Origin of the sequence: Enterococcus sp. DA9 (assembly GCF_008000875.1) — a bacterium.
Taxonomy (GTDB): Bacteria; Bacillota; Bacilli; order Lactobacillales; family Enterococcaceae; genus Enterococcus_B; species Enterococcus_B lactis.
Genome location: NZ_CP042839.1, coordinates 567,501 through 592,624, shown reverse-complemented (window position 1 = coordinate 592,624; position 25,124 = coordinate 567,501). Strand labels below are relative to the sequence as shown.

Below are 25,124 nucleotides of genomic sequence, written 5' to 3'. Positions count from 1 at the left end.
AGAAAATAGAAATCAGATGAATTCTTCTGTCAATTCCATGAACGTTTGGATATCTTCCATCACCATATCGATACCTGCTTGCCAAAAATCTGGTTGAGTGAGATCAACATTCAAATGTTTCTTTGCAAGATCTTCCGTCGTCATTGAAGCAGTATCACGTAGTAAATGGATATATTCTTCTTCGAAATTTGCCCCTTTTTGATTAGCGTAAGCATAAATGCCTAAACTAAACAGGTAGCCAAAGGTATATGGGAAGTTATAAAACGGTACGTCATCAATAAAGAAATGTAATTTTGCAGCCCAGAAATATGGATGATAAGTGGCTAAAGCTCCTTGGTAGCCTTCTTTTTGTGCTTCAACCATCATCTCTGTGATCTTATCTTCTGAGACTAATCCTTCTTGCCGTGCTTCATAGAATCGATTCTCAAAAATGAATCGAGAATGGATATTCATGAACATAGCTAAAGCATTTTGCAGTTTTGTATCTAGCAAATTGATTTTTTCTTCTTTTGTTTTTGCGGCTTTTAATGTAGCATCGGCTACGATCAGTTCTGCGAATGTACTTGCTGTTTCTGCGACATTCATTGCGTATTCACGATTTAAAGAAGGTAAGTCCCACATCGTGCTGCTATGGAAAGCATGACCCAATTCATGAGCAAGTGTCGCAACCTCATTAACAGAATTGCTGTAGGTCATAAAGATCCTCGATTCTTTTGTTTCTGGTAACTCAGTACAATAACCACCAGGACGTTTTCCAGGACGATCTTCTGCTTCAATCCAGCTCTTTTCAAAAGCAGATTGTGCGAATTTAGCCATTTTTGGACTGAATTTATTAAAGTTTTCGATAATAAATGCAGCTGCTTCGTCAAAACTAAAGGTTTTTTCTTTCAAATCGCCTAAAATAATAGGTGCATCTTGATCCTGCCATTCCATTTTTTCTTTACCGAAAAGATTGGCTTTTCTAGTCAAGTAATCAACAAGGGGTTGTTTGTTTTTTTGGATCGTCTCCCACATGACAGACAATGTTTCTTTTTCAAACGGTTGTATTCTAATGGTTTTTGCAGAAAATCCGTGATGCCATGGAGTTCATAGTTAGAAAGTCTGAAACCATCTAAATGATTCAAAGTATCTGTGAAGAGGGGGGCCTTTTCTTTCCATGCTTTTTCCCATGCTGCGAAAAGTGCTTCTCTGATTTTTGGATCTCGATCGCCCATCATCTTATTGAAGGCTTGGCCAGCAGATAATTCGACTACTTGACCATCTTGTTCGAAGGGAATCGAAATGCTGGCTACAATCGTATCATAATGACTGCTCCAAGCATTTAGACCATCTAATGAGAGCGTGTTGATAATGTTCTCTTCAGCTTCTGATAATAATTGTGAACCGTCACGACGGATCTCGTTTAAACGAAACGCAATTGTTTCAAACGAACCCTGGGAAAGCATCTGATTCCAATCATTGTCAGATATTTCTGCAAATTTCTTCGACAATACTGTTTCGGCTGATTGTAGACGAGGAAGTATGGCGTAAAGCTTCCCTGATAAGATCTTTGCATCTGAATCATTGACATTGGCAGAAAGCAATGCAGTAATATAGCTGTTGCATTGGGTAAAGCCGTTCGTAATCGTTTCTTGCAATTGAAGAATCGCGTTTAGCTGCTCTGCATTGTCAGAACTAGGTGACCATTTTGTTACACGTTGATAATATTCGTTCGTTTGGTCTTCCAATTGCTTCATCCGTTGGTTCAAAGCATCAGAATGACTTCCTCCGGGGAAAATAGAATCTAGATCCCAATTTAATGAATAACTCATGAAAAAACTCCCTTCATATTGTAATACAAAATTAAGTATAGCACTTTTTTATAGAAGAAGTCTCTATGAAAATGATTGTTGTTTCTTCAAAAAAAGTCTAAGATAAATACAGAGGTGACTTATGAATTCTTCAAAAAAACAACTGAAAAACGGAAATATTTATTTAGTGATCGCACTTATAGTCGTTGCCATCTTATTTTACAGTTCTTCTCAAACTTACGGACAGCAATCACAAGTTTCGCGATTAGAAAGCTGGCTTCCTAATCAGCCATTTAAGGACACATTAGCAGGTATACGTTTTAATTATGGTGGAAGTATCGTGAGTATCGACCATCTGGGCTACGCCAAATTTGTAGAGTTCTTTTTAAGAAAGGGCGCACATTTTGGTACTTATTTTGTTTTGGGTGGCAGCTTGTTTTTAGGTGTTTTCCCTAAACTAAAGATTTGGTGGCTGACAGCGATCCTTGCTTGGCTTTCAGCAACAGGGTACGCAGGTTTGGACGAATTCCATCAGATGTTGACCGGTGGACGAACACCTATGTTCCAAGATGTCATGCTGGATTCGATCGGTGCTCTGACTGCTGTGGTATTATGTGTGCTTTTTGCGACATTCAAGAAGCGTTTATAGATTGGCTGTGGCTTTGTTTTTTTGTGAAATAGTACTAGAATAGAAGTGTATTCTCAAAAGAACAAGGGAGGAAAAATCATGTCAGGACATAGTAAGTGGCATAATATCCAAGGAAGAAAAAATGCCCAAGATGCGAAACGAGGAAAAGTTTTTCAGAAACTTTCTCGTGAAATCTATATGGCAGCTAAAGCAGGCGGTCCTGATCCATCCATGAACCCAGCTCTGCGGCTTGTTGTGGACAAAGCCAAAGCTGCAAATATGCCAAACGACAATGTAGAACGGGCAATTAAAAAGGCTACCAGCGCCGTAGATGAAACGAATTACGATGAAATCACGTATGAAGGATATGGCCCGGGTGGAGTAGGAATCTTAGTCCATGCATTGACGGATAACCGTAATCGGACAGCGACAAATGTCCGAGTAGCTTTTACTCGAAACGGTGGGTCACTGGGAGAAACGGGTTCAGTCAGTTACTTGTTTGATCGTAAAGGGTATATCGTCATTGAACGCGATGGGTTGGCTGTTGATGAAGAGACGATGTTTGAAGATGTATTAGAGGCGGGGGCAGAAGATCTGCAAACTTCTCCTGAAGTGTTCGAGATTTATACTGCACCAGAAGATTTTGCTGCTGTACGAGATGAGCTGGAAAAAGAGTTCACTTTAGCGCAAGCAGAATTGACGATGATCCCACAAACGACGATCGATTTAAATGAGGAACAACGGGAGCAATTGGAACGTCTAGTAGATAAGCTAGAAGACGATGATGATGTCTCAGAAGTCTTTACTGCTGCTGAAATGTAAGCAAGTGCATAGTTGAGATAATAAGTAAGAACGCACCTGTACGATTCGTACAGGTGCGTTCTTTTTATAAATTCTTTTTTGTTAGAAGACCAATACAGGTGTTCCTTTTTCGACCATCCCGAATAATTCCTTCATTACACTTGGCGGAGTGTTGATACAGCCATGTGAACCGCGGGTTTTCCATAAATCTCCGCCGTATTCAGGTTGCCAGTCAGAATCGTGGATACCAACACCTGTCCAGTCAATCGGCATCCAGTAATTTACTGGACTCTCGTAAGGTGTTCCGTCGTCATTTGTTCCTTTTAAAGTTGCATCTTCTTCTTTATTCCAAACATAGAAGACCCCAGCAGGTGTAGGTGTAGATGGCTTTCCGGAAACGATATCTGTTTCAAGGGCTACTTTTCCGTCTTTATAATACCACATATGCTGGTTCTCTAGATCAACTTCGATATACGTATCTTCGATCAATGGATGATCAGCGGTTGTGCCACCTTGCACAATCGGAGAACGAGTAAAGTCTTGGCCTGTCAGAATAGCTTTTTTCAGCGCTTCTGTCTCGCTATCTGTTTGGATCGTCCAGCTGTAAGTGCCAACTGGGACTGTAACTTCTCCTCTTTTTGTACTTTTAAATTTTGTGTCATTCGTACTTGTGTTATACTTTGTGCCTAAATCTGTTACATATTGACGTACTTGTTCTGTATCTAAATCGACTTTTCCGTCGTAGGTCAGCCAGCTCATGATATCACTTGATGGGATCTGGAAAGTCTCCCCGTTTATACTGTAAGTAGCTTTTACTTTTGCGATAGCATTCATGGATTCGAGCTGTTCTTTCAGTGAACTGTCTCCGGAGGTTACTTTTGGTTTTTCTTTGAACTCAGTTAATTCAATCGTATCTTTACCGGAATTTACTGCACTTTTTACTTGTTTGACCGCAGCATCGACGTTGATGGTATTTCCATTGACTTCAGGCTTGATAACAAAAGAGTCGCCTGATTTTTCAATTGTTGCATCAGTTGTAGGTGTCCGGTCTTTATTCAGATCAGTCAGTTTAGTTGTCAATGTCTGAACGGTAGTATCCAGTTTCTGGTGGTCTTGACTGATAGGATCGATTTCTTGTTTTTCAGCTGCTGAAACATAAGTCATTCCCCAAGTCCATCCGTTTTGTTCATTTAGGATCGGAGAAAGCTCAGAAGTGAAATCATCTTTATAGCCGAGCTCAGATTTTGGTACTTCCTGCCAGACTTTTCCATCTTCTTTAATAGCTAATTTTTTATCGGAATAAGCTTCTTTTAATTTTTCATTTGCTTTTTCGACTGTTAGATTGCTGACATTTATTCCGTTGATTTCCGTATTCGGCAAAAAATGCTTTGTGTAGTATGTACTGCGATAGGTATAAAAGCTAATCAGCACCAAGAGAACACCAAGAGCTGAAAGCAAAGCAACATGTTTCGATTTTTTTCGATGCGAAGATCTTGTCATATCGACAACTCCTTAAGTAAAAGTTTAGGGTGGAACGGTCTCATGATAGCATAATTTAGACGAAAAGACGAAGGTTATCTCTTCTTTATGAAAAAATTTAGAAACCATAAGAGTGATAAAATAAAAAAACGGAAAACACCGTTTAGATGTTTTCCGTCATATTCAAAGATTATTCAGCGTCTAGTTTAGCAAAAGCTTCATCTAGAATTTCTTTTAATTGTTTAGCAGAAGCAGCCATACGGTCTTGTTCGCTGTCGCTTAAAGGAATTTCGATTACTTTTTGGATACCTTGACGGTTGATAACAGCAGGTGCACCAATGTAGATGTCGTTCAATCCATATTCGCCATTCATGAAGACTGATAAAGGAAGAACAGCATTTTCATCATCTAAGATGGCACGAGTGATACGTGCTAATGCTACTGCGATACCATAGAAAGTAGCACCTTTTTTCTCGATAATTGTGTAAGCAGCGTCACGTACGCCGAAGAATAGGTTAACCATAGCTTCTTCATCGATTTCTGGGTTGTTTTTCACCCATTCATAGATTTGCAAGCCGGCAACATTTGCATGTGACCAAACTGGGAATTCTGAATCTCCGTGTTCACCTAAGATGTAAGCATGGACGTTACGCGCATCAACGTCAACTAATTCCGCAAGTGCTTGACGGAAACGAGCAGAGTCAAGAGACGTACCTGAACCGATAACGCGTTCTTTAGGGAAACCTGAGAATTTCCAAGTTGAGTAAGTCAAAATATCTACTGGGTTAGCGGCAACTAAAAAGATACCGTTAAATCCTGATTCAACGATTTGTGTGACAACATCGCGGTTGATTTTTAGGTTTTTGTTTACTAAATCTAAACGAGTTTCACCTGGTTTTTGTGGTGCGCCAGCTGTAATAACAACTAAGTCAGCATCATGTGCGTCTGCGTAAGTAGCAGAGTAGATTTTTTTAGGTGAAGTAAATGCCAAAGCGTGAGACAAGTCAATTGCGTCTCCTTCAGTTTTAGCAGTATTGATATCCACGATACCTACTTCTTGAGCAATATTTTGAGTAACTAGAGCAAAGGCATAGCTAGAACCTACGGCGCCGTCTCCAACAAGAATAACTTTTTGATGATCTTTTTTTTCTGCAGCTGCAGTCATTTAGTATCAATCCTTCCATTGATTTGTTTTTTCCCATGCTTATGCTAACATTTCTCAAGCCCCATGTCACGCTATTTGGCTATAAAATATAACAGATAACAAGGTTGTATTATATGTAAAAGCTTACATGTGTGTTATTTCACTATTTTTATAATTCAATTATTTCATTAAACTTTGAAGAAATTTTTAATTTCTTTATCATTTATTAACGATTCTCTTTTAGCCGAAACGCTTTGTTTTGTGTTATACTATACATTGACAGTATAAAAAAGAAAAAAAGCTCGATGGACTGGACCGCTAATTAGCAGTCCAGCCTTTTGTGCTGTTTTTAGAATTAGGTGGAAAAACAAAAATGAAAATGATTGTCGGGTTAGGAAACCCAGGTACCAAATACCAATATACTAAACACAATATCGGCTTTATGGTCGTGGATCAAATTGCACGCGAACATCAAGCTGCTTTCAAAAAAAATCCATTCGAAGCAGAAGTTGCCGAATTTTTTCATAATGGAGAAAAGATCCTTCTAGTCAAACCACAGACATTTATGAATGAATCTGGTCGTGCAGTCGGGCCGTTAATGACTTATTTTGGGATTTATCCAGAAGAATTAGTCGTCATCTACGATGATTTGGATCTGGCAGTAGGAAAGATCCGACTCCGTCAAAAAGGGAGTGCCGGCGGGCATAATGGTATCAAAAGTATCATTTCCCATTTGAATACGAATGTCTTTGATCGAATCAAGGTGGGAATCGGCAGACCAGAAGGAAAAAAAACAGTGGTCCAACATGTGCTTAGTCCTTTCAGCAAAGAAAACCAGCCTTTGATAGAAGAAAGCATATTTCAATCTGTTAAAGCAGTCGAATATCTCATAGAAGGGCATTCGTTCGTGGATGCGATGAATCAATTCAATTGAGAAAGGAGGAAAAGGAATGGATATCATTCAATTAGTCGGAAAAGATCCGCAAGTAAAAGAATGGATCAGCAATTTAGAAGAAAAAATGCCTAGACAACTAATCACAGGATTAGCTGGCTCAGCGAAGACGCTTCTATTTGCTCGAGCATTTAAGAAAACAAATAAAAATATGATCATTCTGATGCCAAATTTGTATTATGCCAATCAGTTAGCAGAAGATCTGCAACATGTGATTCCGCAGGATCAGATCCATTTATTTCCAGTGGATGAAGTGCTTTCTGCTGAAATGGCCTTTTCTTCTCCAGAAGCGCGAGGCGAGAGAGTCGCAACGCTCAACGCACTTCAAGAAAAAAAAGCAGGTATCTATTTGTTGCCAGTCGCAGCTTTGCACAAGCGACTGCCGAATAAGAAAACTTGGCTACAGGCGCAATTGAATTGGCATGTTGGTGATGAGATAGATGTGGAAAATCTTCCTCGCCAATTGACTTTGATGGGCTATGTACGAGAAGAAATGGTCGCAAAACCCGGAGAATTCAGTATTCGAGGAAGCATCGTCGATATTTACCCATTAACAACAAACTATCCTATTCGTGTAGAATTATTTGATGTAGAGATAGATTCTATGCGGTATTTTGAAGCAGAAACACAACGTTCAATCGAAAAAACGGAAGAAATCTGGGTTTCTCCAACGAGTGAACAAGTCTATGGACCAGAGGATCTGGAACATGGAATAGAGCAAATGCAAAAAATGCTAGAAAAACGGCTTGCTGCGACCACAGAAGAAGCAGACCGCGAGTTTTTACAAGATTACTTCGGTCAGATGACTTCAAGCTGGCAAGCAGGTATCCCGACAGAAGAAGCAAAATTCTACTCAGATCTTCTTTACCAAGAATTTGTAACAATCTTGGATTATTTTCCTTCAAATAGTCTACTAGTCGTTGATGATTACCAGCGGATCATGGAAACAAATCGGGAAATCGAAAGGGAAGCGGCAGAATGGCATACTCAAAAAATCAGCGAATTGCGGGTTTTTTCTGAGCAGTCATTTTCAGCAGATGTACAAAGAATCGTTCAAAAGGAAAAATTTACTACAACCTTTTTCTCACTCTTCCAAAAAGGGATGGGAAATCTTCGTTTCCAAGCAATCCATAATTTTCAATATCGGACGATGCAACAGTTCTTCGGACAAATGCCATTGCTGAAAACAGAAATGGATCGTTGGCGCAAGCAAAAACAGACTGTTGTGATCTTTATTCCGACAAAGGACAGAATACGTAAAGCAGAACAAATGCTTCGAGATGAAGATATATTAGTAGTAGAAACAGAAAAAAATGCATTGATCAGAGGACAGGTACAATTAGTTGAAGGAGCTTTGCAGGCCGGTTTTGAACTTCCTCAAGAAAAAATAGTAGCTATCACAGAAAAAGAAATTTTCCAAAAAACGACGAAAAAACAAACGAGACGTCAAACAGTAACAAACGCAGAGCGATTGAAAAGCTACAATGAGTTAAAAGCAGGAGATTACGTTGTCCATGCCAATCATGGTATCGGGAAATACATTGGGATGGAAACGCTAGAAGTAGATGGCGTTCACCAAGACTATATGACTATTTTGTATCAAAACGACGACAAACTGTTTATTCCTGTTACTCAACTGAATCTGATCCAAAAATATGTCGCCTCGGAAGCCAAAGCACCTCGCATCAATAAGCTAGGCGGAAGTGAATGGACGAAAACTAAACGAAAAGTATCTTCGAAAATCGAAGATATCGCTGACGATTTAATCAAATTATACGCAGCAAGAGAATCAGAAAAAGGATATGCTTTTGGTCCTGATGACGCCTACCAAAAAGAATTCGAAAATGCTTTCCCTTATTCTGAAACAGACGACCAGTTGAGAAGTGCAGCGGAGATCAAGCGGGATATGGAAAAAGAAAAACCAATGGATCGACTACTCGTAGGTGATGTTGGTTATGGGAAAACAGAAGTAGCGCTTCGAGCGGCCTTTAAAGCGATAAAGGAAAGCAAACAAGTAGCCTTTTTAGTTCCAACAACGATCTTGGCACAGCAGCACTATGAAACGATGCTGGAAAGATTTGAAGGTTTCCCCGTAAATATCGGGCTATTAAGTCGTTTCAGAACAAGAAAGCAACAAAAAGAAACCATCGAACAACTGCGCACAGGTCAAGTTGATATTGTTGTGGGAACCCATCGAATCTTGTCAAAAGATATTGAATTTAGCGATTTGGGTTTATTGATTATTGACGAAGAACAACGTTTTGGTGTAAAACATAAAGAACGATTGAAACAGTTACGTGCACAAGTGGATGTTTTGACTCTGACAGCAACACCGATTCCGAGAACTTTGCATATGTCGATGCTAGGCGTGCGGGATCTTTCAGTAATCGAAACACCGCCTGCGAATCGTTATCCGATCCAAACATATGTTATGGAAAAAAATCCTGGGGCTATCCGCGAAGCAATCCATCGAGAAGTGGGACGAGGTGGACAAGTATTCTATTTATATAATCGAGTAGAAACGATCGAACAAAAAGTAGAAGAAATCCAAGAACTCGTTCCGGAAGCGCGGATCGGCTATGCTCATGGACAAATGACAGAGGCGCAATTAGAAAATACGCTCTTTGAATTTATTGAAGGTCAGTATGATGTTCTTGTCACTACGACCATCATTGAAACAGGAGTGGATATCCCGAACGCAAATACATTGTTTGTTGAGAACGCTGATTATATGGGTTTATCCACGTTATATCAATTACGCGGACGGGTAGGAAGAAGTAGCCGCGTCGCATATGCTTATTTTATGTATGAGCAGCAGAAGATCCTTAATGAAGTCAGTGAAAAGCGTCTTCAGGCAATCAAAGATTTTACAGAACTGGGATCTGGATTCAAAATTGCGATGCGTGATCTTTCCATTCGCGGTGCAGGTAATCTCTTAGGTGCTCAGCAACATGGATTTATTGATGCAGTCGGTTTTGATATGTATTCTCAAATGCTGAGAGAAGCAGTGTCTCGTAAACAAGGAAAGAATAGTCAAGTGGAGAAGACCACTGTTGAGATCGACCTCGGTGTTGACGCGTATCTACCTGAAACATACGTGGCAGATCAGCGGCAGAAAATCGAGATCTATAAACGAATTCGTGAACTTGATTCGCAAGAAATGCTAGATGAACTGGAAGATGATCTGCTCGACCGTTTTGGAGAATACCCAGAAGAAGTAGCACACCTCCTGACAATCGGACAGATTAAAATGGATGGCGATCGAGCGCTCTTGGAAACGATAAGGAAACAGGAGCCGCATATCGTCTTTACTCTAAGCAAAGTTGGAACGAAACGCTACAGCGTGGAACAATTATTCGAAGCACTAACGGCGACGAAACTAAAAGCCAGTCTAGGCGTTGAAAAAGAACAGATGGTAATACGCTTGACGATTCCAAACCAAATGGAAGAAGCAGTGTGGCTTCAGGAAATCCAAAAGTTTGTCAAAGCATTGCGTGAGCAAAAATATCTGTCAGCGTAGGAAGGAGCAACGATTTGGATCATAAAGAAATGCGGCGCGTCATGCAAGGAGCATTTGTACTGACGATTGCTTCTTTCATAGCAAAAGTATTAAGTGCCCTTTACCGAATTCCTCTCCAAAACTTAGTCGGCGACGAAGGTTTTTATGTTTATCAGCAAGTTTATCCAATTTATGGGATAGCAATGACTTTAGCTTTATCAGGTCTTCCGCAGTTCATATCAAAGTACGTTGCAGAAAGAAAGAATCCTTTCGAGCGAAAGCAAGCTTTGCAAAGTCTTTATCCCTTGGTGTTTTGGACAGGCGTCTTTCTGTGGTTGTTTGTCTTTTCATTTAGCAGTTGGATTGCTTGGATGATGGGGGATATACAATTGAAACCACTGATCCAAGTAGTTTCTTTTACCTTTTTGCTGATGCCTGGTTTATCTTTTTATCGAGGGAATTTTCAAGGAAGATTTTTGATGGAACCAACGGCAGTTTCTCAAGTTGTTGAACAGCTCGTTCGTGTTTCTGTAATCGTCTGTAGTGCGTTTGCTTTTAGAAAGCTCGGATGGACGGTGTACCAAACGGGGACGGCAGCGATGAGTGGAGCCGTTTTTGGCGGGTTATGCGCATATGGGATCCTTCACTACTATGAACAAAAGATTCATGGAGGAGTATTAAGCTTCCGCCGGTTCCCATTATTCAAACAGCCACCAAAATCTTTGATCCGGCGCTTTCTAGTAGAAGGCGGTCTGGTTTCGATTTATAGCGGATTACTCATCTTTTTTCAGCTGATCGACTCTTTCTTTGTAAAAAATGCTTTGGAAGTTTACGGTCTATCGGAATATGGTGCGAAGATAGCAAAAGGGGTCTATGATCGAGGGCAGCCTTTGGTTCAATTAGGTTTAGTGATCGCCACCGCATTAAGTGCGACATTTCTGCCTGCATTGACCCGTCATTTGACCAACCGGATCTATCGTCAGTTTTTACAGACAGCCAAAATCTATCTTAGATTGACGACCGCTTTGGCATTAGCTGCATCTTTGGGATTAGCCTTACTGCTTCCTTATATCAATTATGCGTTGTTTAAAGATTATGCAGGAAATGCAGCGCTTGTATTGTTTGTTTTTTCCATTGCTTTTACTGCAGTCATCCAAGCCTATCAAAGTATTGCTCAAAGCAAGAACTCTTTTCGCCCTTCTTTAAAAGGAGCAGGATGGGGGCTCTTGGTAAAAGGATTGACTACTTCTTTTCTAACTGGTTTATTAGGAACAGCCGGAGCAAGCCTGTCTACCCTTTTAGGATTAGGTGTGACGCTTTGGTATTTTGTCCGAATCGAAACAAAAGAGCTAAATGCTTTTTGGAAAGAACGACATTTTGGGCGGAAGTTGATTATCAGCCTTCTTTGTATGACAGCAGTCCTGCTTCTGTATTATGGTGTGTTGAATATAGTGTTTGGTCCTGTAACTCATCGTTCCACTGCTTTTTTTGTCAGTGTGATAGGCGTTGGGATTGGCGCATCTGTGTTCATTTATGCAGTGATTCGTCTCCGTCTGTTTACAGTAAGAGAGTGGCTCATGTTGCCATTTGGTAAGAAAATTCTACGATTAAACAAAAAAATCAAAAAGTGAGGAATAAGATATGCGATTAGACAAATTTTTAAAAATATCCCGAATCATCAAAAGACGATCAGTAGCAAAAGAAGTGGCTGATAAAGGAAGGATCCAAATCAACGGAAAATTGGCGAAATCTTCCAGTGACGTCAAAGTAGGCGACATTTTGAAAGTCCAGTTCGGCAATAAAACGTTGGAAGTAAAAATTACGGAATTACATGAATCGACCAAAAAAGAAGATGCACAAAAAATGTACGAAATTATTTCTGAAAATCGCACAGAAACACTAGAGAAATAGATTAGACAAGCTTTCATGATATTGGTATAATGAGAAAGACAATCAAAAAAGATTGGAGCGAATCCAAGTGACGAAAAAAAGCAATAAAATCGCTGCGCTAGATACGGAATATGCAAAGAAAAAGTATGCTGAATTTCAGCAACAACAACGACAACTGATTTTTCGAAGACGCAGACTGGCTGCAATTTTTGTTGGTGCTTTGGTCATTTTCGCGATAATAGGTGTGCAGATTTTCCATGATATGCAAAGGATGCATCAATTGAACGAATTGAGAGTCGAAGCAAATACTGAAATGAAAGAAGTCAACGCAGACGTTGATCAGCTGCACCAAGATGTTTCATTGCTGAAAGATGATGAATATGTAGCTAAACTTGCCAGAAGCAAATTCTTTTACTCAAAAGACGGTGAAAAAGTTTATCCTATATTAGAATCAAACACAGACAGCTCGACAAATGAAACAGATCAATCAACTAGTTCTACAACTGCAAAATAAGCAGGAATATAAAAAAGGGAAATAATTAGGAGGAACATTTTTTTTATGTCAATCGAGGTAGGAGCAAAACTGCAAGGAAAAGTATCAGGAATTACAAATTTTGGTGCGTTTATTGATCTAGGTGCTGGAAAAACGGGTCTAGTTCATATTAGCGAAGTGTCAAATGGATATGTAAAAGACATCCATGATGTTTTAAGTGTAGGAGATGAAGTAACAGTCAAAGTTATTTCAGTAAATGATGATGGGAAAATCGGACTATCTATCCGCAAAGCGCAGGAACAACCTGTAGAATCTGGAGAAGAAAGCCGTCCTAAAAAATTTCAACAAAAAGATTCCCGTGACAACCGCAATCGTCCAGCACAGAAAAAATCTTTTTCTCGCAGTCAGCCTTCAGCTCAAAAAGAAGACTTCGATTCATTGATGAGTTCATTTTTGAAAGATAGCGATGACCGCTTATCTTCATTGAAGCGAAACACAGAAGGAAAACGCGGTGGCCGTGGCGGACGCCGCAGCTAATAAAGCTGAAAATAATGATGATGCGACTATTTTAGTCAAAGTATCAACAGAGGGCAGGTTAATTGTCGTTTTAGACGTTTTCCCGCTCTCTTTTTTTAGGAAGAAAGGGTGTGGAAAGAATGAACGTTGAAAAAGACGGTAAAAAAGTACCGCTATTGCAGCAGTCATTTATTCGGCACGGAAATGAACAAGGATTCTGGCAAAAAGAATCAAGGATTTTAGCAGCGGTATCAGGTGGGGTTGATTCGATGGTTTTGCTCCATTTGCTTTTGCAAGCGCAACGCCAAATCGGTTTTTCTTTGGGCGTCGTCCATATCAATCACCAATTGAGAGAAGAATCAGCAGAAGAAGCTGCTTATCTTCGCTCATATTGTGAAAAGAAGAATCTACCTTTATATGTAAGTGTTTGGGAAAATCCGGCCAAAACGGCCATAGAAACAGCAGCTCGTAACTTTCGTTATCAAGCATTCACTCGAGTGATGGAAGAAGGACAATATGATACGTTGATGACTGCTCATCATGGAGATGATCAAATCGAGACGGTGTTGATGAAAATCATTCGTGGAGGACAGTTAAGTACTTTTTCTGGAATCAAAGGAGTACAACCATTTGCTACGGGCAGACTTGTTCGTCCATTGCTGAGTTTCAGTAAAGAAGAATTATATGCTTATGCAGCAGAATCACAGCTTGTTTACTTTGAGGATCAGACGAACCAATTATTAGATGTCCAAAGAAATCGGCTTCGCCATTTGGTTGTTCCTCAATTAAAACAAGAAAACACCCAGGTGATGAGACATTTTCAACAGTTTTCGCAACAGATTCAATGGGCAGACCAAGTCATTCAAAAATGTATGGGGCAGTTAATCGAAAAGGAAGTCGAACAGTTAAAGGATCGATTTCAATTTTCAGCAGAAATGATAGAAAAAATGGAAGAAGCGGAACGATACTATTTTTTCCACTCCTTCTTCGACAAAGTATTCTCAGAAACAGGGGTCATTTTGAAAGAGCAGCAAATGACATCGATTTTAGATCAGTGGCAACAGAAAAAAAGTCAATGGCAGCTTAGCATCGGCAACAACTGGGTACTGAAAAGAGAGTATCATTTTGTTATACTCGCTAAAAAAGAAAAACAAGCCACTGCTCAGACAGAAGATCAGCGCTTGTTGCTTATTCCAGAACAAGGGATACAGTTGAACGAAACAGAATGGATTGGTCTGGTCAAACCTGAACATTCAGAGGACATCAAAACAACAGATTCATGGTCTCTGTTTTCTCATGACATTTGGGTTCCCGCCGATGTGCAACTATATGTCGAAAAAAGAAAAGCAGGAGACCGTATTCAATTAACGGAGAAACTTACAAAAAAAGTATCTAGATATTTTATCGATCAGAAAGTACCTAATTCACAAAGGCAGCATGCTTGGATCATTACAGATGCCAAAAGAAATATATATAGCCTGATACCTTTTGCCTTTTCATATTTGAGTATTCGTGAAGAAACTGATAAAATACACTACATACTTCTTTACAAATATCAAAAAGAAGCAATTGGAAGGAGAACCTGATGTTGGAAAAGGATATTGAGAGAATTTTGATCTCACAAGAAGAGATACAAGTTCGTTGCAAAGAACTAGGCAAAGAGTTAACAGAAATTTACCAAAACACCAATCCCCTAGTAGTAGGTGTCTTAAAAGGAGCGGTACCATTCATGGCAGATATCGTTCGTTCTATCGATACGTATTTGGAATTGGATTTCATGGATGTTTCAAGCTACGGGAATGCAACAGTCTCGTCAGGGGAAGTAAAAATCGTCAAAGACTTGGATACAAATGTAGAAGGTCGCGATCTGTTGATCGTTGAAGATATCATTGACAGCGGAAGAACACTTGCTTATTTAGTGGATCTTTTCAAATACCGCAAAGCAAAATCAGTCAAAATCGTTACACTGCTTGACAAACCCGAAGGAAGAGTAGTAAACATCGAAGCAGATTATGTTGGGTTCAACGTACCAAATGAATTTGTTGTCGGTTATGGCTTGGATTATGCAGAAGCATATCGTAACCTTCCGTACATCGGTGTATTGAAACCTACTGTTTATCAATCAAATTAATGCTGTATCTCAATTAAATTATGGTACAATAGAATGGTCAGGATTGATAAAAAACTGTTAAATTAAATTGACGCTTAGGGAGGGCAACTATGAACAAAAAGAACAATGGCATGATGAAAAATGCCTTGTATTATGTCCTCGTAATCTTAGCGATGGTAATGGTCGTTTATTTCATTTTTGGTAATAACGGCCAGCGATCGTCAGATATCGAGTACTCAAAATTCACAGAACAACTACAAGCAGGCAAAATCAAAGAGTTTGAAGTGCAGCCTGCAAATGGTGTATATAAGATCACTGGTGAATACAAGGAACAGCAGACAGTCGCTAACAGCGGCGGGTTAGCTATCTTGGGTTCAACAGATACGACTACTACCCATTTCACAACAATCATTTTGCCAAATGATACAACATTGAGCCAAGTAACAGAACTGGCAAAAGAAAACAAAGTTGCTACAACAGTAAAAGAAGAATCAAGCAGCGGCGTATGGGTTTCGTTATTGCTTAGCTTCTTGCCGATCGTGATCATCATCTTTTTCTTCTACATGATGATGGGACAACAAGGCGGCGGTGGTGGCGGTGGCGGCCGTGTCATGAACTTTGGTAAATCAAAAGCCAAAGAAGCAGACAAAAAAGCTAATCGCGTACGTTTTTCTGATGTAGCGGGTGCGGAAGAAGAAAAACAAGAACTAGTTGAAGTTGTTGAATTTCTGAAAGATCCTCGCCGATTTGTTGAATTAGGTGCCCGTATCCCGGCAGGTGTACTTTTAGAAGGACCTCCAGGAACAGGTAAAACCTTGTTAGCAAAAGCTGTTGCCGGAGAAGCTGGCGTACCATTTTATTCGATCTCAGGTTCTGATTTCGTAGAAATGTTTGTCGGCGTCGGAGCAAGCCGTGTTCGTGATTTGTTTGAAACAGCGAAGAAAAACGCTCCGGCTATCATTTTCATCGATGAAATTGATGCGGTAGGTCGTCAACGTGGTGCCGGTATGGGCGGCGGACATGATGAACGCGAACAAACATTGAACCAATTGCTTGTAGAAATGGATGGTTTCGACGGAAATGAAGGAGTAATCGTCATTGCTGCAACTAACCGTTCTGACGTACTAGATCCAGCGTTACTACGTCCCGGCCGTTTTGACCGTCAAATTTTAGTTGGCCGTCCAGATGTAAAAGGACGTGAAGCAATCTTGCGCGTCCATGCACGGAATAAACCGATGGCCGATGATGTTGACTTGAAAGTTGTTGCTCAACAGACTCCAGGGTTTGCCGGAGCAGATTTGGAAAACGTCTTGAATGAAGCGGCGCTAGTAGCTGCTAGAAGAAATAAAAAGAAAATCGATGCTTCTGATATCGATGAAGCGGAAGATCGCGTGATTGCAGGCCCAGCTAAAAAAGATCGTGTAATCAGCAAAAAAGAACGCGAAATGGTTGCTTATCACGAAGCTGGTCATACGATTGTAGGATTAGTGTTAAGTCGCGCTCGGGTCGTCCACAAAGTAACGATTATCCCTCGCGGACGCGCCGGTGGATATATGATCGCTTTACCAAAAGAAGATCAGTTCTTGATGACAAAAGAAGATATGTTTGAACAAATCGTAGGCTTGCTTGGTGGACGTACAGCTGAAGAAATCATCTTCAATGTCCAATCAACTGGGGCTTCCAATGACTTTGAACAAGCGACAGCTTTAGCACGAAGCATGGTAACAGAATATGGAATGAGCGATCGTTTAGGTCCCGTTCAATATGAAGGAAATCATCAAGTGTTCGTTGGCCGCGACTACGGTCAAACAAAAGCTTACTCTGAACAAGTTGCTTTCGAAATTGATCAAGAAGTACGCAAGATTTTGATGGAAGCTCATGCCAAAGCTCATGAAATCATCGAAGCTCATCGTGCGCAGCATAAATTGATTGCTGAAAAACTTCTGGAATTCGAAACATTGGATGCCAAAGCAATCAAATCGTTATTCGAACACGGTGTGATGCCTGAAGGTACTGAGTCAAATGATTATCCAAGCGAAAAAGAAGCGAAAACTTTTGAAGAAGCAAAACGTGCTTTGGAAGAAAAAGACGCTGAAAAACAAGCAGAAGAAAAACGTGATTTTGAAGAAGCAAAACATGAGCTGCATGAGGAAAATAAAGCAGAACATGATTCAGATTCTCAACGATCAGAAGATAATCATTCAGACGATCAATACAAATAAAAAAATATAGGTCAATTGATCTGATAGGACTCCCGAAAACCGGAACAAAAACAGGTTTTCGGGAGATTTCTTTATTTAAGATGTAAATAGGATGATGTCCTGTTATCTAGATGATTCTGAATTATTTTTAAAAGAAGCATTCCAAAGTTGAAAAAAGCAGGAGTTGCTAGTATGATTCACTATGAGTTTAAAAACGGAAAAAGGAGTACATAACAAATGAAAGATTATCTGGTTAAGGCACTTGCTCACGACGGATTCGTACGAGCATACGCCGTTCAAGCAACAAATACCGTAGCGGAGGCACAAAGACGTCATGATACTTGGCATACGTCCTCAGCTGCTTTAGGACGAACATTAGTGGGCAGTCTGCTGCTTGGTGCAACACTTAAAGGAGAAGATAAACTAACTGTTCGAATCCAAGGCGATGGTCCAGCAGCAGGAATCGTAGTAGATGCAAATGGGAAGGGAGATGTGAAAGGCTACATCAAAAATCCGCATCTCAGCCTTCCTTTGAATAGTGAAGGTAAAATCGATGTGCGAGGAGCAGTTGGGACACAAGGGATGTTTACTGTCACAAAAGATTTAGGATTAAAAGAGCCTTTTTCTGGACAAACGCCAATTGTTTCTGGAGAAATCGCTGAAGATTTTACTTACTATCTCGCTATCTCAGAACAAATTCCTTCAGCTGTTGGACTAAGTGTACTGGTCAATACTGATGACAGTATCAAGACAGCAGGTGGATTCATGATTCAAATCATGCCAGGTGCCGATGAAGAAACAATCAGCAAGATTGAGGAACAATTAAAAACAACACCAAGAATCTCTACTCTCTTAGATGAAGGACAGACACCAGAAGAAATATTGAAGGGATTGCTTGATACAGAAGAGCTGAACGTTTTAGAAAAAATGCCTGTTCAATTCAAATGTGACTGTTCGAAAGAAAAATTTGCAGAAGCAATTATTGCGCTAGGTGCAGAAGAAATCCAAGCAATGATAGATGAAGATCATGGAGCAGAAGCGGTATGCTCTTTCTGTAACAATAAATACAAGTATAGTGAAGAAGAATTAGCTGGATTGAAGAAAGAAGCCTTAGGAGGAATTTAAGTGGAACACAAATGGAAAATCGGCAATGTTGAAATCCCTAATCGTGTCGTTGTTGCGCCGATGGCTGGAATAACAAATTCAGCATTTCGAGTCACTGTCAAAGAATTTGGTGCAGGCTTAGTCGTATGTGAAATGATCAGTGACCAAGGTATCCATTTCAGAAACAAAAAAACTTTAGAGATGCTCCACATTGAAGAAACAGAACATCCATTAAGTTTACAGATATTTGGCGGGAACAAAGACAGCCTAGTTGAAGCTGCTCAATTTGTCGAAGAAAACACAGCTGCAGATATAATAGACATCAATATGGGCTGTCCAGTAAACAAAGTGATCAAAGCAGAAGCAGGGGCAAAGTGGCTTTTAGATCCTGAGAAAGTATACGAAATGGTCCAAGCTGTTTCTTCAGCAGTGGATATCCCTGTAACGGTCAAGATGCGTATCGGTTGGGATGAAGAACACGTCTTTGCTGTAGAAAATGCATTAGCAGCACAATCAGCTGGAGCAAGTGCCATCGCTATGCACGGGCGTACACGGGTTCAGATGTATGAGGGAAAAGCAGATTGGGAAATATTAAAAGAAGTAAAAAAACATCTCACCATCCCATTTATGGGGAACGGGGATGTCAAAACACCCGAAGATGCAAAACGGATGCTTGATTATGTTGGTGCAGACGGTGTGATGATTGGCCGGGCAGCTTTGGGAAACCCATGGATGATTCATCGTACACAGCATTATCTAGAAACAGGAGAACTGATTCCTGAGCCAACACCAGCCGAAAAGATTGCTACAGCTAAACTTCATTTACAACGCTTAGCAGATCTTAAAGGAGAAAAAGTAGCATGTAGAGAATTCAGAACACATGCGGCTTATTATTTAAAAGGGATTCCTCGAGCAGCAAAAGTGAAAGTAGCAATCAATCAGACAGAAAATCAGCAAGAAATCAATGGTCTGCTGGATCAATTTGTAGAAAAAGCAGAAAAAGTACTATTGAAACAAACGTTGTGATTTCTAAGTTTTTCGTGAATTTTCAAGCTGAAATTCCAAGTTCGGCTTGCTTTTTTTGTGTTTCATTGGCATTATAGGAAAGAGATTAACATGAGAATGGAGGAACTTTTGTGACACAGGAACAACAACATCAAGTAGAAGATTTAAATGATCAAATGCTTGTACGTCGTCAAAAAATGGAACAATTGCGTGAAGATGGAATCGATCCATTTGGAAAAAGATTTGAACGCACACATAACTCAGAAGAATTGCATGAACTATTTGATCCAAGAACAAAAGAAGAACTAGCAGAGATGGGATTGACCGCTAGTGTAGCTGGTCGTATGATGACTCGCCGAGGAAAAGGAAAAGCTGGATTTGCGCATCTACAAGATCGAGAAGGCCAAATTCAAATTTATGTAAGAAAAGACCAAGTAGGTGATGAAGCCTATGAAGTATTTAAACATGCAGACCTTGGAGATTTCTTTGGTGTAACTGGACAAATCATGAAAACAGACACAGGCGAAGTTTCTATCAAAGCTTCAGAAATCACGATTTTGTCAAAAGCACTTCGTCCACTGCCAGATAAATACCATGGCTTGACGAATATTGAACAACGCTACAGACAACGCTACTTGGATTTGATCAGTAATCGCGAAAGCTTTGACCGATTTATGAAACGAAGCCAAATTATCAGCGAGATCCGTCGTTATTTAGATGGCAATGGCTATATTGAAGTAGAAACGCCAGTATTGCATAATGAGGCAGGTGGAGCCGCTGCTCGTCCATTCATCACACACCATAATGCACTGGATATTGATTTATATTTGCGTATTGCGTTGGAACTTCATTTGAAACGACTAATTGTCGGCGGAATGGAAAAAGTTTATGAAATCGGTCGTGTTTTCCGTAATGAAGGGATTGACACTACGCATAATCCAGAATTTACGATGTTAGAAGCATACACAGCATATACTGATTTCAATGATGTAATGAATCTGACAGAAGGTATTATCCGTAACGCAGCTGAAAAAGTACTAGGGACAGCGAAAATCACATATGATGGACAAGCTGTTGACTTAGAAAGCGACTTTAAACGTATCCATATGGTAGATGCGATCAAAGAACAAACTGGTGTAGATTTCTGGAAAGAAATGACATTGGAAGAAGCATTAGCCTTAGCTGAAAAGCATAACGTAGAAGTAACAGAAGCGATGGGAGTCGGACATGTTATCAATGAATTCTTTGAAACGTTTGTTGAAGAAACGTTGACACAACCGACATTTGTTTACGGACATCCAGTCGAAGTTTCGCCTTTAGCGAAGAAAAATCCAGAAGATCCTCGATTCACAGACCGATTCGAACTGTTTATCGTAGGACGCGAATTTGCTAATGCCTTTACAGAACTAAACGATCCAATTGATCAAAGAGAACGATTTGAAGCACAAGAAAAAGAACGTGAACTAGGGAACGATGAAGCTCACGGTGTAGACGAAGACTTCTTGGAAGCATTAGAATACGGTATGCCGCCAACAGGTGGTCTAGGTATCGGGATTGACAGATTAGTGATGCTGCTAACTGACGCTCAATCCATTCGGGACGTTCTACTATTCCCAACAATGAGATAATCAAATAAAAGCTGTCTAGGGGACTCCTTAGGCAGCTTTTGCTATGTAGAAAGCAACAAACAATAACGAATGTTCAAAAGCTGTTATCAAATATTGCAGACATTAATGGAGCCGAAAGCGAACGATAAAGAAAGAAAAGTAATGAATAATCGCTTATTGAAAAAAACTTGAAAAAATACAAAAAATTCGTTGACCAAGATAAATTTAGTTGGTATATTATTACTTGTCCAAAAGACAGAAGGAAATATTTCTTCAAAAACATAACAAAAAAGTTGTTGACATGTTGCTAACGGCATGATAAGATAACTGAGTCGTTAAAAAAGAACAGCTTGCGAAGCTTGATTCTATCGAAAAAAACTTCAAAAAAGTTGTTGACAAATAACAAACGATGAGTTATGATAAATGAGTTGCTGAAAGATTTCAAAAAACGAAATCGAAAAAAGCTTTTAAAAAAGAGTTGACAATCACTTGCCGCTCTGGTATGATATAAAAGTTGCTACGGCAGCCAAAACAAATCGGAAAAACATTTCCGATGAAGTAGACCTTTGAAAACTGAACAAAGTAAGACAAACCAAATGTGTAGGGCGTCTTGATTCAATTCAAGACAACAAACATTTTTAACAAGCAAGCAATATGCTAGCAAACAAATTGAGCTTAACAATCGCAAGATTGTTCGAACTTTTTATGAGAGTTTGATCCTGGCTCAGGACGAACGCTGGCGGCGTGCCTAATACATGCAAGTCGTACGCTTCTTTTTCCACCGGAGCTTGCTCCACCGGAAAAAGAAGAGTGGCGAACGGGTGAGTAACACGTGGGTAACCTGCCCATCAGAAGGGGATAACACTTGGAAACAGGTGCTAATACCGTATAACAATCGAAACCGCATGGTTTTGATTTGAAAGGCGCTTTCGGGTGTCGCTGATGGATGGACCCGCGGTGCATTAGCTAGTTGGTGAGGTAACGGCTCACCAAGGCCACGATGCATAGCCGACCTGAGAGGGTGATCGGCCACATTGGGACTGAGACACGGCCCAAACTCCTACGGGAGGCAGCAGTAGGGAATCTTCGGCAATGGACGAAAGTCTGACCGAGCAACGCCGCGTGAGTGAAGAAGGTTTTCGGATCGTAAAACTCTGTTGTTAGAGAAGAACAAGGATGAGAGTAACTGTTCATCCCTTGACGGTATCTAACCAGAAAGCCACGGCTAACTACGTGCCAGCAGCCGCGGTAATACGTAGGTGGCAAGCGTTGTCCGGATTTATTGGGCGTAAAGCGAGCGCAGGCGGTTTCTTAAGTCTGATGTGAAAGCCCCCGGCTCAACCGGGGAGGGTCATTGGAAACTGGGAGACTTGAGTGCAGAAGAGGAGAGTGGAATTCCATGTGTAGCGGTGAAATGCGTAGATATATGGAGGAACACCAGTGGCGAAGGCGGCTCTCTGGTCTGTAACTGACGCTGAGGCTCGAAAGCGTGGGGAGCAAACAGGATTAGATACCCTGGTAGTCCACGCCGTAAACGATGAGTGCTAAGTGTTGGAGGGTTTCCGCCCTTCAGTGCTGCAGCTAACGCATTAAGCACTCCGCCTGGGGAGTACGACCGCAAGGTTGAAACTCAAAGGAATTGACGGGGGCCCGCACAAGCGGTGGAGCATGTGGTTTAATTCGAAGCAACGCGAAGAACCTTACCAGGTCTTGACATCCTTTGACCACTCTAGAGATAGAGCTTCCCCTTCGGGGGCAAAGTGACAGGTGGTGCATGGTTGTCGTCAGCTCGTGTCGTGAGATGTTGGGTTAAGTCCCGCAACGAGCGCAACCCTTATTGTTAGTTGCCATCATTCAGTTGGGCACTCTAGCAAGACTGCCGGTGACAAACCGGAGGAAGGTGGGGATGACGTCAAATCATCATGCCCCTTATGACCTGGGCTACACACGTGCTACAATGGGAAGTACAACGAGTTGCGAAGTCGCGAGGCTAAGCTAATCTCTTAAAGCTTCTCTCAGTTCGGATTGCAGGCTGCAACTCGCCTGCATGAAGCCGGAATCGCTAGTAATCGCGGATCAGCACGCCGCGGTGAATACGTTCCCGGGCCTTGTACACACCGCCCGTCACACCACGAGAGTTTGTAACACCCGAAGTCGGTGAGGTAACCTTTTGGAGCCAGCCGCCTAAGGTGGGATAGATGATTGGGGTGAAGTCGTAACAAGGTAGCCGTATCGGAAGGTGCGGCTGGATCACCTCCTTTCTAAGGAATATTACGGAGACTACACAATTTGTTTTTACTTTGTTCAGTTTTGAGAGGTTTACTCTCAATTTAAAACGGGGCCTTAGCTCAGCTGGGAGAGCGCCTGCTTTGCACGCAGGAGGTCAGCGGTTCGATCCCGCTAGGCTCCATTAACAACATTAGTTGTTAAATTTGTTCATTGAAAACTGGATATTTGAAGTAAATGTAAGTAATACAAACCGAGAACACCGCGTTGAATGAGTTTTTTAATAAGTTCAATTGCTTATTTTCTTGATCTAACTTCTATCGCTAGAAGAAGGATCAAAACCCAACCGTAAGGTTGATAAGGTTAAGTGAATAAGGGCGCACGGTGGATGCCTTGGCACTAGGAGCCGATGAAGGACGGGACTAACACCGATATGCTTTGGGGAGCTGTACGTAAGCTATGATCCAGAGATTTCCGAATGGGGGAACCCAGCATCTTTAATAGGATGTTACGATTGTGTGAATACATAGCACATTCGAGGTAGACGCAGAGAACTGAAACATCTAAGTACCTGCAGGAAGAGAAAGAAAATTCGATTCCCTGAGTAGCGGCGAGCGAAACGGGAAAAGCCCAAACCAACAAGCTTGCTTGTTGGGGTTGTAGGACTCCAATATGGTCGTTCTTTCAGATAGTCGAATGACTTGGAAAAGTCAGTCAAAGAGGGTAAAAACCCCGTAGACGAAATGTGGAAGACACCTAGGAGGATCCTGAGTACGGCGGAACACGAGAAATTCCGTCGGAATCCGGGAGGACCATCTCCCAAGGCTAAATACTCCCTAGTGACCGATAGTGAACCAGTACCGTGAGGGAAAGGTGAAAAGCACCCCGGAAGGGGAGTGAAATAGAACCTGAAACCGTGTGCCTACAACAAGTCAAAGCCCGTTAATGGGTGATGGCGTGCCTTTTGTAGAATGAACCGGCGAGTTACGATTGCATGCGAGGTTAAGTTGAAGAGACGGAGCCGCAGCGAAAGCGAGTCTGAATAGGGCGTTTGAGTATGTAGTCGTAGACCCGAAACCATGTGATCTACCCATGTCCAGGTTGAAGGTGCGGTAAAACGCACTGGAGGACCGAACCCACGTACGTTGAAAAGTGCGGGGATGAGGTGTGGGTAGCGGAGAAATTCCAAACGAACTTGGAGATAGCTGGTTCTCTCCGAAATAGCTTTAGGGCTAGCCTCGGAATTGAGAATGATGGAGGTAGAGCACTGTTTGGACTAGGGGCCCATCTCGGGTTACCGAATTCAGATAAACTCCGAATGCCATTCATTCATATCCGGGAGTCAGACTGTGAGTGATAAGATCCATAGTCGAAAGGGAAACAGCCCAGACCACCAGCTAAGGTCCCAAAATATATGTTAAGTGGAAAAGGATGTGGGGTTGCACAGACAACTAGGATGTTGGCTTAGAAGCAGCCACCATTTAAAGAGTGCGTAATAGCTCACTAGTCGAGTGACCCTGCGCCGAAAATGTACCGGGGCTAAACATATTACCGAAGCTGTGGAGTACACCTTTAGGTGTATTGGTAGGAGAGCGTTCTAAGGGCGTCGAAGGCAGATCGTGAGGACTGCTGGAGCGCTTAGAAGTGAGAATGCCGGTATGAGTAGCGAAAGACAGGTG

16 protein-coding genes, 1 tRNA gene, 2 rRNA genes and 1 pseudogene (1 of these 20 only partly in view) are annotated in these 25,124 nt (G+C 41.2%); 17 read left to right on the top strand and 3 right to left on the bottom strand.

What is annotated here, in order from left to right:
- Positions 1 to 12: 12 nt before the first annotated feature.
- Positions 13 to 1,811, bottom strand: a pseudogene (locus tag FTX43_RS03700) (M3 family oligoendopeptidase).
- 121 nt (positions 1,812 to 1,932) lie between these two features.
- On the opposite strand from FTX43_RS03700, the gene FTX43_RS03695 reads away from it, so the two are divergent.
- Both FTX43_RS03695 and FTX43_RS03690 read left to right on the top strand, forming a co-directional pair.
- Positions 1,933 to 2,439 (top strand): VanZ family protein, encoded by a 507-nt coding sequence (locus tag FTX43_RS03695; RefSeq protein ID WP_002310414.1) that lies wholly within the window; start codon positions 1,933 to 1,935, stop codon positions 2,437 to 2,439.
- A 78-nt stretch (positions 2,440 to 2,517) separates the two neighbouring features.
- Positions 2,518 to 3,240 (top strand): YebC/PmpR family DNA-binding transcriptional regulator, encoded by a 723-nt coding sequence (locus tag FTX43_RS03690; RefSeq protein WP_002290927.1) that lies wholly within the window; start codon positions 2,518 to 2,520, stop codon positions 3,238 to 3,240.
- 81 nt (positions 3,241 to 3,321) lie between these two features.
- Here the strand turns inward: FTX43_RS03690 and FTX43_RS03685 are convergent, their stop codons facing one another.
- Both FTX43_RS03685 and FTX43_RS03680 read right to left on the bottom strand, forming a co-directional pair.
- Positions 3,322 to 4,719 carry a L,D-transpeptidase family protein gene (locus FTX43_RS03685; protein WP_002316851.1) on the bottom strand — a complete coding sequence of 466 codons (1,398 nt, stop codon included), beginning with the start codon at positions 4,717 to 4,719 and terminating at the stop codon, positions 3,322 to 3,324.
- A 169-nt stretch (positions 4,720 to 4,888) separates the two neighbouring features.
- Positions 4,889 to 5,863, bottom strand: coding sequence for an L-lactate dehydrogenase (locus FTX43_RS03680; protein WP_002287399.1), 975 nt, complete (start codon positions 5,861 to 5,863; stop codon positions 4,889 to 4,891).
- 352 nt (positions 5,864 to 6,215) lie between these two features.
- Here FTX43_RS03680 and pth point away from each other — a divergent pair, with 352 nt between their 5' ends.
- The 15 genes from pth to FTX43_RS03605 form a co-directional block, all read left to right on the top strand.
- Entirely contained in the window at positions 6,216 to 6,776 is a 561-nt protein-coding gene (pth, locus tag FTX43_RS03675; RefSeq protein WP_002310408.1) for an aminoacyl-tRNA hydrolase, read from the top strand.
- A gap of 16 nt (positions 6,777 to 6,792) precedes the next feature.
- Positions 6,793 to 10,314: a transcription-repair coupling factor gene (gene mfd, locus FTX43_RS03670; protein WP_147606748.1), complete on the top strand. Its 3,522-nt coding sequence runs from the start codon at positions 6,793 to 6,795 to the stop codon at positions 10,312 to 10,314.
- Positions 10,315 to 10,328: 14 nt separating this feature from the next.
- A complete protein-coding gene (locus tag FTX43_RS03665) occupies positions 10,329 to 11,924 on the top strand; it encodes a polysaccharide biosynthesis protein (RefSeq protein WP_002310406.1) in 1,596 nt (531 codons plus the stop codon).
- A gap of 10 nt (positions 11,925 to 11,934) precedes the next feature.
- Complete coding sequence (locus FTX43_RS03660; RefSeq protein ID WP_002287407.1) at positions 11,935 to 12,204, top strand: RNA-binding S4 domain-containing protein; 270 nt, start codon at positions 11,935 to 11,937, stop codon at positions 12,202 to 12,204.
- A 67-nt stretch (positions 12,205 to 12,271) separates the two neighbouring features.
- A complete protein-coding gene (locus FTX43_RS03655) occupies positions 12,272 to 12,697 on the top strand; it encodes a septum formation initiator family protein (protein ID WP_002287409.1) in 426 nt (141 codons plus the stop codon).
- Positions 12,698 to 12,742: 45 nt separating this feature from the next.
- Positions 12,743 to 13,213: a S1 domain-containing RNA-binding protein gene (locus FTX43_RS03650; protein WP_002290937.1), complete on the top strand. Its 471-nt coding sequence runs from the start codon at positions 12,743 to 12,745 to the stop codon at positions 13,211 to 13,213.
- Between the two features lie 119 nt (positions 13,214 to 13,332).
- A complete protein-coding gene (gene tilS, locus FTX43_RS03645; protein WP_002314340.1) occupies positions 13,333 to 14,778 on the top strand; it encodes a tRNA lysidine(34) synthetase TilS in 1,446 nt (481 codons plus the stop codon).
- Positions 14,778 to 15,323 carry a hypoxanthine phosphoribosyltransferase gene (gene hpt / locus FTX43_RS03640; RefSeq protein WP_002310403.1) on the top strand — a complete coding sequence of 182 codons (546 nt, stop codon included), beginning with the start codon at positions 14,778 to 14,780 and terminating at the stop codon, positions 15,321 to 15,323. Before tilS ends, hpt begins: the two co-directional genes overlap by 1 nt.
- An 89-nt stretch (positions 15,324 to 15,412) precedes the next feature.
- Entirely contained in the window at positions 15,413 to 17,524 is a 2,112-nt protein-coding gene (gene ftsH / locus FTX43_RS03635; RefSeq protein ID WP_002310402.1) for an ATP-dependent zinc metalloprotease FtsH, read from the top strand.
- 216 nt (positions 17,525 to 17,740) lie between these two features.
- Entirely contained in the window at positions 17,741 to 18,628 is an 888-nt protein-coding gene (gene hslO, locus FTX43_RS03630; RefSeq protein ID WP_002310401.1) for an Hsp33 family molecular chaperone HslO, read from the top strand.
- The gene (gene dusB, locus FTX43_RS03625) at positions 18,629 to 19,633 is read left to right on the top strand and encodes a tRNA dihydrouridine synthase DusB (protein ID WP_002310400.1); all 1,005 of its coding nucleotides are present in this window, start codon (positions 18,629 to 18,631) and stop codon (positions 19,631 to 19,633) included.
- Between the two features lie 110 nt (positions 19,634 to 19,743).
- Positions 19,744 to 21,240 (top strand): lysine--tRNA ligase, encoded by a 1,497-nt coding sequence (lysS, locus tag FTX43_RS03620; protein ID WP_002310399.1) that lies wholly within the window; start codon positions 19,744 to 19,746, stop codon positions 21,238 to 21,240.
- Positions 21,241 to 21,920: 680 nt separating this feature from the next.
- A 16S ribosomal RNA gene (locus FTX43_RS03615) occupies positions 21,921 to 23,480 on the top strand.
- A 76-nt stretch (positions 23,481 to 23,556) separates the two neighbouring features.
- Positions 23,557 to 23,629, top strand: a tRNA-Ala gene (locus FTX43_RS03610).
- A gap of 177 nt (positions 23,630 to 23,806) precedes the next feature.
- A 23S ribosomal RNA gene (locus FTX43_RS03605) occupies positions 23,807 to 25,124 on the top strand (it continues 1,597 nt past the right edge of the window).
- The 16S and 23S rRNA genes sit together here with 1 tRNA gene alongside, the layout of an rRNA operon.